The sequence below is a fragment of the Xanthobacter sp. BG11Y11_SDJG genome (genome assembly GCF_057364445.1).
This window is the reverse complement of sequence record NZ_JBNFNU010000191.1, coordinates 1-7,759: the sequence shown is the minus strand read 5'-3', so window position 1 is coordinate 7,759 and position 7,759 is coordinate 1. Positions and strand designations below refer to the sequence as shown.

Below are 7,759 nucleotides of genomic sequence, written 5' to 3'. Positions count from 1 at the left end.
GCCGTTCGGGCGATCGAACGTTTCGATCCGCCCCCGGGGCCGGACCGACCGGGCCAGGGGCCGGGGCCGGGGCCCGGCCGGCGGCGGCGCAGGCCTTCTTGAAGAAGTGGTTGTAGGCCATGGCGCTGTCCGGCTCGTATTCGAGGCGGAAACCGACCACCCGCTTCGCCCACGCCTTCTGGCTGTCGATGACCTTCTTGAAGAACGGGTCGGCCGAGAGGTTGGCGATCACCTTGTCCCAGGCCGCGAGCTGGGCTTCCAGCACCGGGGCCGGGGTCGGCAGGACCTGCACGCCGCGCGACTTCAGCACTTCGAGGTCCTTGGAATAGCGGTCCTGCGCCTTCCACATCATGTCCGAGGAGGCCGCGTCCGCCGCGCCGCGAATGATCGCCTGCACGTCCTTCGGCAGGCCGTCGAACTTGGCCTTGTTGAACAGCACCTCGAAGCACTCGAGCGCCTGGTGGTAGCTGCGGACCATGTAGACCTTGGACACGTCGGGGAAGCCGAGCACCAGGTCCGACGAGGGGTTGTTGAACTCGGCGCCGTCGATGAGGCCGCGGTCCATGGCCGGAACGATCTCGCCGCCCGGCAGGATGGTGACCGCGACGCCCAGCTCCTTGTTGAGGTCGGCGGCAAGGCCCACGGTGCGGTATTTCAGGCCCTTGAGCTGGTCCGGGCTGGTGATCGGGTTCTTGAACCAGCCCAGCGGCTGACCCGGCATGGGGCCGGTGAGCAGGCCCACCACGTTGAGCTTCAGGATGCCCTGCACCAGCTCGTCATAGAGCGCCTGGCCGCCGCCATAGCGGATCCAGCCCATGAGTTCGTCCGCGTTCCAGCCGAAGGCAGGGGCGGTGCCGAACAGCGAGAACGCCTTGTTTTTGCCGTACCAGTAGGCGGACACGCCGTGGCCGCCGTCGATGATGCCGGAGGAGACCGCGTCGGCCACCTGGAACGCGGGCACCACGGCGCCGGCGGCGAGCAGTTCCAGCTCGACGCGCCCGCCCGCCATGGTGTTCACATAGCGCACGAAATCGGCGGCGAATTCGTGGAAGATGTCCTTGTTGGGCCAGGTGGACTGGAACTTGAGCTTGACGGAGGCCTGGGCATGGACGGCGGGGGCTGCGACGGTCGCGGCAGCACCGGCCGCGGCGGCGCCCGCGAGAATTGCACGCCGGGACGGGCGCGCACGATCGTTCGTGCTCGTTTCCTTGGTCACGTTCTTCCTCCCTGTGCGGGGGGCGGCGGAAATTTCCGCTGTGTTGGCGCACGGCGCCCCCGTCTACGGTATGCAGAAGACGACACGAGGCCCGACCTAGGCAATAGACTTTGGTCGAATGCGCGCGAATTTTCTGCCCTAAGGGAGCCCGAGGCGGTCACGAGTGCGCGCGCAGGCGCGACGCCGGCGGCTGGTCGGGTGATGGAACCAGTCCGGCTGCCCGGCGCTTGTGGCTCGGGTTGGAGGTGGAGCACATGCGTCTGTTTCAATGCGAGGCCTGCGGGCAGCTCATCCACTTCGAGAACCGCGTGTGCGGCCAATGCGGCCACCCGCTCGGCTACCTGCCGGACGTGAACGACCTCAGCGCGGTCGAGGCGGAGCCGGAGGAGGGGATCGTCCGCTCGCTGCGCGACGGCCGGCGCTACCGCTTCTGCGCCAATGCCGCGCTCGACGGGTGCAACTGGCTCGTTCCGGAGGAGCAGGAGGGCGACTATTGCCGCGCCTGCCGCCACAACCACACGGTGCCGGACCTCACCGACCCCGTGAACCTCGAGAAGTGGATGCGCATCGAGCGCGCCAAGCACCGGCTCATCTATTCGCTGCTCCAGCTCGGCCTGCCGCTGGAGAACCGCGAGGACCGGGTGGGCGGCCTGTGCTTCGACTTCCTCGCCGACGGGCCGGACGCACCGGAGATGCCGCGCGTGATGACCGGGCATGACGAGGGGCTCATCACCATCGCCCTTGCCGAGGCCGACGACGTGGAGCGCGAGCGGCGCCGCACCGACCTCGGCGAGCCCTACCGCACCCTGCTCGGTCATTTCCGCCACGAGGTGGGCCACTATTACTGGAACCGGCTGGTGCGCGACGAGCATCATCTGGAAGCCTGTCGTGCGGTGTTCGGCGACGAGCGCGCCGACTATGGCGCCGCGCTCCAGGCCCATTACGACATCGGCCCGCCGCCGGACTGGCAGACGCGCTTCGTCTCGGCCTATGCCGCCGCCCATCCGTGGGAGGACTTCGCCGAGACCTTCAAGCACTACATCCACATCGTCGACACGCTGGAGATGGCGCGCGCGTTCGGCATGAAGGTGCGCCCGAGGCTCGACAAGAGCGGCCTGCTCGAGGCGTCGGTGGAGTTCAATCCCTACCAGCCGTCCTCCATCGAGCAATTGGTGGAGGACTGGGCCCCGCTGACGGTCGCTTTGAACAGCCTCAACCGCTGCCTCGGCATGGCGGACGCCTATCCCTTCGTGCTGACCCCGGCGGTGGTCACCAAGCTCGGCTTCATCGACGACCTGGTGCATGGCCGGGCGGCGGTGGACGCGCCGGCCCCCGACGCGGCGGCGCCGCCTGCGGCGCCTGTGGCGGCGCCGAGCCAGCCCGCCCCGGCCTGAGGCGGGCGGGCGCTACTTCTCCGTCTCGGTGAGCCCGCGCACGAACAGGCGCTGCATCAGCGCGATCACCAGCACCGGCGGCAGCATGGCGAGGATGGCGGTGGCCATCACCAGATGCCAGATGGGATCCGCCTCCGAGGCCGCGCGGGCGAGGCGCTGGATGCCCATGACGATGGTGTAGTAGCCGGTGTCGGTGGTGATCAGCAGCGGCCACAGATACTGGTTCCAGCCGTAGAGGAACAGGATCACGAACAGAGCGGCGATGTTGGTGCGCGAGAGCGGCAGCAGCACCGACCAGAAGAAGCGCAGCGGCGTCGCCCCGTCCATCAGCGCCGCCTCGGTCAATTCGTCCGGCACCGTCATGAACACCTGGCGGAACAGGAAGGTGGCGGTGGCGCTGGCGATCAGCGGCACCGTGAGGCCGAGATAGGAATTGAGCATCGACAGGCTGGCCACCACCTGGAAGGTGGGCAGGATGCGCACCTCCACCGGCAGCATCAGCGTCACGAAGATGATCCAGAACGCCGTGACCCGGAACGGGAAGCGGAAATAGGTGATGGCGAAGGCGGAGAGCAGCGAGATGGCGATCTTGCCCAGCGCGATCGCCATGGCCATGACGAAGCTGTTGACGAGCATGGGCGCCACCGGCGGGATGCCGGCGGTGCTGGCGCCGGACAGCAGCACGACCCCATAGTTCTCAACCAGCAGCGGGCCGGGCACGAGGCCGACGCGTCCGGACAGGAAGTCCGCGCCCTCATGGGTCGAGGCGACGAAGGCGAGATAGACCGGCAGCACCAGGACCGCCACGCCCAGAATGAGTGCGATGTGCGCCAGCAGGCGGGGGATGCGGTCGCGCCCGGCCATCAATAGGCCACCTTGCGCTCGATGTGGCGGAACTGGAGCGCGGTGAGCGCCACGACGATGGCGAGCAGCACCACGGACTGGGCGGAGGAGGCGCCCAGCGCCAGCGCCTCGAAGCCGTCGCGGAACACCTTGTAGACCAGGATGGTGGTGGCCTGGCCCGGCCCGCCGCCGGTGGTGGCGTGGATGACGCCGAACGTGTCGAAGAAGGCATAGGTGAGGTTCACCACCAGCAGGAAGAAGCTGGTGGGTGCGAGCAGCGGCAGCACCACGAAGCGGAACCGTTCGCGCCGGCGCGCGTCGAGGGCCGCCGCCTCCATGACGCCGGGCGGGATCGCCTTGAGGCCGGCAAAGAAGAACAGGAAATTGTAGCTCACCTGCTTCCAGCTGGCGGCGAGGATCACCATGACCAGCGCCTGCTCGCCGTCGAGAAAATGGTTCCAGGAGATGCCGACGGCCCTCAGCGCGCGGGCGATGGTGCCCACCGAGGGATCGAACATGAACAGCCACAGGATGCCGGCCACCGCCGGCGCCACCGCATAGGGCCACACCAGCAGCGCGCCATAGGCGCCGCCGCGCGTGCCCAGCGCGTCCGCCGCCGCCGCCAGCGCCAGGCCGAGGCCCATGGAGAGGATCGTGACGCTGGCCGAGAACACCAGGGTCACCAGCACCGCGTTGAGATAGGCCGGATCGGCGAACAGCGACGCGAAATTGCCGAGCCCGACGAAATTGCTCGATAGGCCGAACGGGTCCTCGGCGAACAGCGACCCGTAGAGCGCCTGCCCCGCCGGCCACAGGAAGAAGACGAGGGTCACGGCAAGCTGCGGGGCGAGCAGCAGATAGGGCAGGGTGGAGCCCCGGAACGTGACGCGCTTGGCCTGCATCGCCCCCTGTTCCCTCCCGCCGGTCCGCCCGCCGCCCGCTCGCGCCGTCGCTCCTCTCTCCGCCGTGGCTCCTCTTACCTCTATCGCCCCGCGTACCGCCGTCCCCTTCGTACCGCCTTCGCCCCTTTCACCGGGGTCGCCCCTTTCGCCGCCGTCGCCGGTCCCACACCCGTCGCCCTCCGACTTGATCGGAGGGCCCATGCGCCCTCTCCGCCGCCCCGCCGCCCGGAGGGATGCTCCGATCAAGCCGGAGCATGACAGCGGCTTGCAAAGCCTGCCGCGCGCGCTCGAGCCGTTCCCTCACGGCTTTCACCGCCGTCATCCCCCGGCTTGTCCGGGGGATCCACGCCGCGGCTGGCACGGCGCGGCCCTGTCCAGGCGCCCGCCGTCGGCCCGGTGGATGCCCCGGACGAGCCGGGGCATGACGGTGTTGTGCGGGATGCGGCGGGCGCTGCCCTTACGAACTCCCGCCGCCGTCGCCCTCCGACTTGATCGGAGGGCCCACGCACCACTTCCGTCTCCCCGCCGCCGCCCATACGGATGCGCCGGTCAAGCCGGAGCATGACGGCCGGTTGGCGGGCCGCGGCGCCGGGCCTTGTCCCGCCGGCGCCCGCTCCTCGCGCCGTCGGCGGCTACCTGTTGGCCTGCTCGAAGGCGCGCAGCAAGGCGTTTCCGCGCTGCTCGGCGGTGCCGAGCGCCTCCTTGGCGGTCTTCTTGCCGGCGAGGGTGAGTTCCAGTTCCTCCTCGATCACGTCGCGGATCTGCAGGAAGGAGCCGAAGCGCAGGCCCTTGGAGTTGTCCGTGGGCGCCTTCAGCGTCATCTGCAGGATCGACACGTCGGTGCCGGGGTTCTTCTCGTAGAAGCCCTGCGCCTTGGAGAGATCGTAGGCGGCGCGGGTGATCGGCAGGTAGCCGGTGTTCTGATGCCACCAGGCCTGGACCTCAGGCTTGGAGAGGAAGGCGAAGAACTTGGCGACGCCGCGATATTCCTCCTTCGGCCGGCCGTTCAGCACCCACAGCGAGGCGCCGCCGATGATGGAGTTCTGCGGCGCGCCGGCCACCTGCGGCCAGTAGGGCATCATGGCGTAGCCGACCTCGAACTTGGCATTGGCGAGGATGCCGGCCCGCGCCGCCGAGGAACCGATCAGCATGGCGCATTCGCCGCTGAAGAATTTCGGGTCCGCCTTGGACTGGCGGCCGCCATAGTCGAACACCTTGGTCTTCTGCCAGTCCGCGAGCGCAGTCCAGTGGCGTTCGGTCACCGGGTTGGAAATCTCCAGTCGGGTGGCGAGGGAAGCCATGCCGTTCTGCTCGGTGCCGATGGCGACGTTGTGCCAGGCCGAGAGGTTTTCAAGGTTCACCCAGGAGGGCCACTGGGTGGTGAAGCCGCACGTCACGCCCGCCGCCTGGAGCTTCTGCGCCGCCGCTTCCAGCTCCGGCCAGGTCTTGGGCGCCGCCGCCGGGTCGAGCCCCGCCTTCGCGAACAGGTCCTTGTTCACGTAGAGGATGGGGGTCGACGAGTTGAACGGCATCGAGAGCATGTTGCCCTTGGCGTCGGTGTAATAGCCCGTCACCGCCGGCAGATAGGCTGCGGGGTCGAACGGCTCGGCGGCGTCCGCCATGAGCTGGTAGACCGGGTAGACCGCACCCTTGGCCGCCATCATGGTGGCGGTGCCGACCTCGAACACCTGGACGATGGCCGGGTGCTGGCGGGCGCGGAAGGCGGCGATGGCGCCGGTCATGGCCTCGGGGTAGGAGCCCTTGTAGACCGGCACCACCTTGAACTCGCTTTGCGCGGCGTTAAAGTCGGCCGCCACCTTCTCGAGCTTCTCGCCGAGCGCGCCGGACATTGCGTGCCACCACTGAAGCTCGGTCGCGGCAGCCGCCGGCCCGGCACAGGCCAGCTGCAGCGAAAGGATGGCCGCGGCTGCGGCCGGCGGAAAGCGTAGGGACATGGCGGCCTCCATTGCGCATGCGCGGACGGCATGCGGGCCGCCTGCGGAATCGCCGTGCGAGGGTGTCACACTTGCCACACCGGCGTGACGATGATGTTGCGTCGCTGCCGGCCGGGCCCCGCCGCGTCCCGCCCGTGCCGCGGCGTCACCGGCGGCGTCGGCCGGATTGTCACCGGTTCGTGTTTCTGCGCCGATTTGCAGTGCATCGCGTAGCGGGCTATGTGCCTTCGCGGCGGGTTCGCGCCCTGGCGCCGGGATCGGGAAAGTCGGAATGAGTTTGGCATATCGGGCCGACATCGATGGTCTTCGGGCCATCGCAGTTGGCAGCGTGGTTCTGTTTCACGGTCACATCCCCCCGTTTACCGGCGGCTATGTCGGCGTGGACGTTTTCTTCGTGATCTCGGGCTTCCTGATCACCTCGATCCTCGACCGCGACATCACCCAGCGGCGCTTCTCCCTGGTGGATTTCTACGACCACCGCATCCGCCGCATCTTCCCGGCGCTGTTCCTGGTGCTCGCGGTGGTGACGCTGCTTGCCGCGTTCGTGCTGACCCCGCGCGAGATGCGGCAGTATGCCAGTTCGCTCGGTCCGTCGGCGCTGTTCTACGCCAATATCCACTTCGAGAGCGTGCTCGACTATTTCGGGCCGCGGGCGGACGACGTTCCGCTGCTGCATCTGTGGTCGCTGGCGGTGGAGGAGCAGTTCTACATCCTGTTCCCGGTGCTGCTGTTCGCGCTCATGCGCTTCGGCACCCGCAAGGTTGCGGTGGCGGTGCTGGCGGTGCTCACCGTGGCCTCTCTGGTGCATTCGCAGATCACGGTGACCGAGGCGCCGTGGTCCGCCTTCTTCCTGCTGCCGAGCCGGGCCTGGGAATTGTTCGCCGGTAGCCTGCTGGCCCTGGTGCGCTGGCCGCCTCTGCCGCACCGCACCGCCGGTGCCATCGCGCTCGCCGGCGTCGCCGCCATCCTGGTGCCGGTCTTCGCCTACGACAAGCAGACCGTCTTTCCCGGCCTGTCCGCGCTGCCGCCGGTGCTGGGCTCGGCCGCCATCATCTTCGCCGGCATGCACACCCAGGGAGGGATCGTGCAGAGGGTGCTGGGCCACCCCTGGTTCACCTATGTGGGGCGCATCTCCTATTCGCTCTATCTGTGGCACTGGCCGCTTCTGGTGCTGGCGGTGGACTATAAGGGCAAGCACCTCACCTATCTCCAGGCGGGCGGCGTGATCCTCATCGCCATGGCGTTCTCGGCCCTGTCGCTGAAGTTCGTCGAGACGCGCTGCGCCGCGCCTCGGCGCTCGGCGGGGTCCGGCTGGCGCGCTTCGGCGCCGGCGCGCTCGCCATTGCGCTGTCGTTCGGCGTGGTGGCGCTGATCGAGCATCACGGCGGCGGCTTCCGCACCCTGTCCGCCCGCGCCCAGGCGGCCGAGGACGCCGCCAATGCCGGCGCC

General features: G+C 68.8%; 6 protein-coding genes. 2 read left to right on the top strand and 4 right to left on the bottom strand.

What is annotated here, in order from left to right; all coding sequences use genetic code 11:
• A partial coding sequence (locus AC2W7M_RS15305; RefSeq protein ID WP_486133093.1) for a TRAP transporter substrate-binding protein occupies positions 1-1,216 on the bottom strand: 1,216 nt, incomplete at its 3' end.
• A 254-nt stretch (positions 1,217-1,470) separates the two neighbouring features.
• On the opposite strand from AC2W7M_RS15305, the gene AC2W7M_RS15300 reads away from it, so the two are divergent.
• Positions 1,471-2,610: a zinc-binding metallopeptidase family protein gene (locus tag AC2W7M_RS15300; RefSeq protein WP_486133092.1), complete on the top strand. Its 1,140-nt coding sequence runs from the start codon at positions 1,471-1,473 to the stop codon at positions 2,608-2,610.
• A gap of 12 nt (positions 2,611-2,622) precedes the next feature.
• Here AC2W7M_RS15300 and ugpE read toward each other — a convergent pair whose 3' ends face one another.
• The 3 genes from ugpE to ugpB all read right to left on the bottom strand — a co-directional run bounded on the left by ugpE (position 2,623) and on the right by ugpB (position 6,310).
• Positions 2,623-3,474, bottom strand: coding sequence for a sn-glycerol-3-phosphate ABC transporter permease UgpE (gene ugpE / locus AC2W7M_RS15295; RefSeq protein WP_486133091.1), 852 nt, complete (start codon positions 3,472-3,474; stop codon positions 2,623-2,625).
• Positions 3,474-4,355 (bottom strand): sn-glycerol-3-phosphate ABC transporter permease UgpA, encoded by an 882-nt coding sequence (gene ugpA, locus AC2W7M_RS15290; protein WP_486133090.1) that lies wholly within the window; start codon positions 4,353-4,355, stop codon positions 3,474-3,476. Before ugpA ends, ugpE begins: the two co-directional genes overlap by 1 nt.
• A 632-nt stretch (positions 4,356-4,987) precedes the next feature.
• Positions 4,988-6,310: a sn-glycerol-3-phosphate ABC transporter substrate-binding protein UgpB gene (gene ugpB, locus AC2W7M_RS15285; RefSeq protein WP_486133089.1), complete on the bottom strand. Its 1,323-nt coding sequence runs from the start codon at positions 6,308-6,310 to the stop codon at positions 4,988-4,990.
• A 271-nt stretch (positions 6,311-6,581) separates the two neighbouring features.
• On the opposite strand from ugpB, the gene AC2W7M_RS15280 reads away from it, so the two are divergent.
• A complete protein-coding gene (locus AC2W7M_RS15280; protein WP_486133088.1) occupies positions 6,582-7,682 on the top strand; it encodes an acyltransferase family protein in 1,101 nt (366 codons plus the stop codon).
• Positions 7,683-7,759 lie beyond the last annotated feature (77 nt).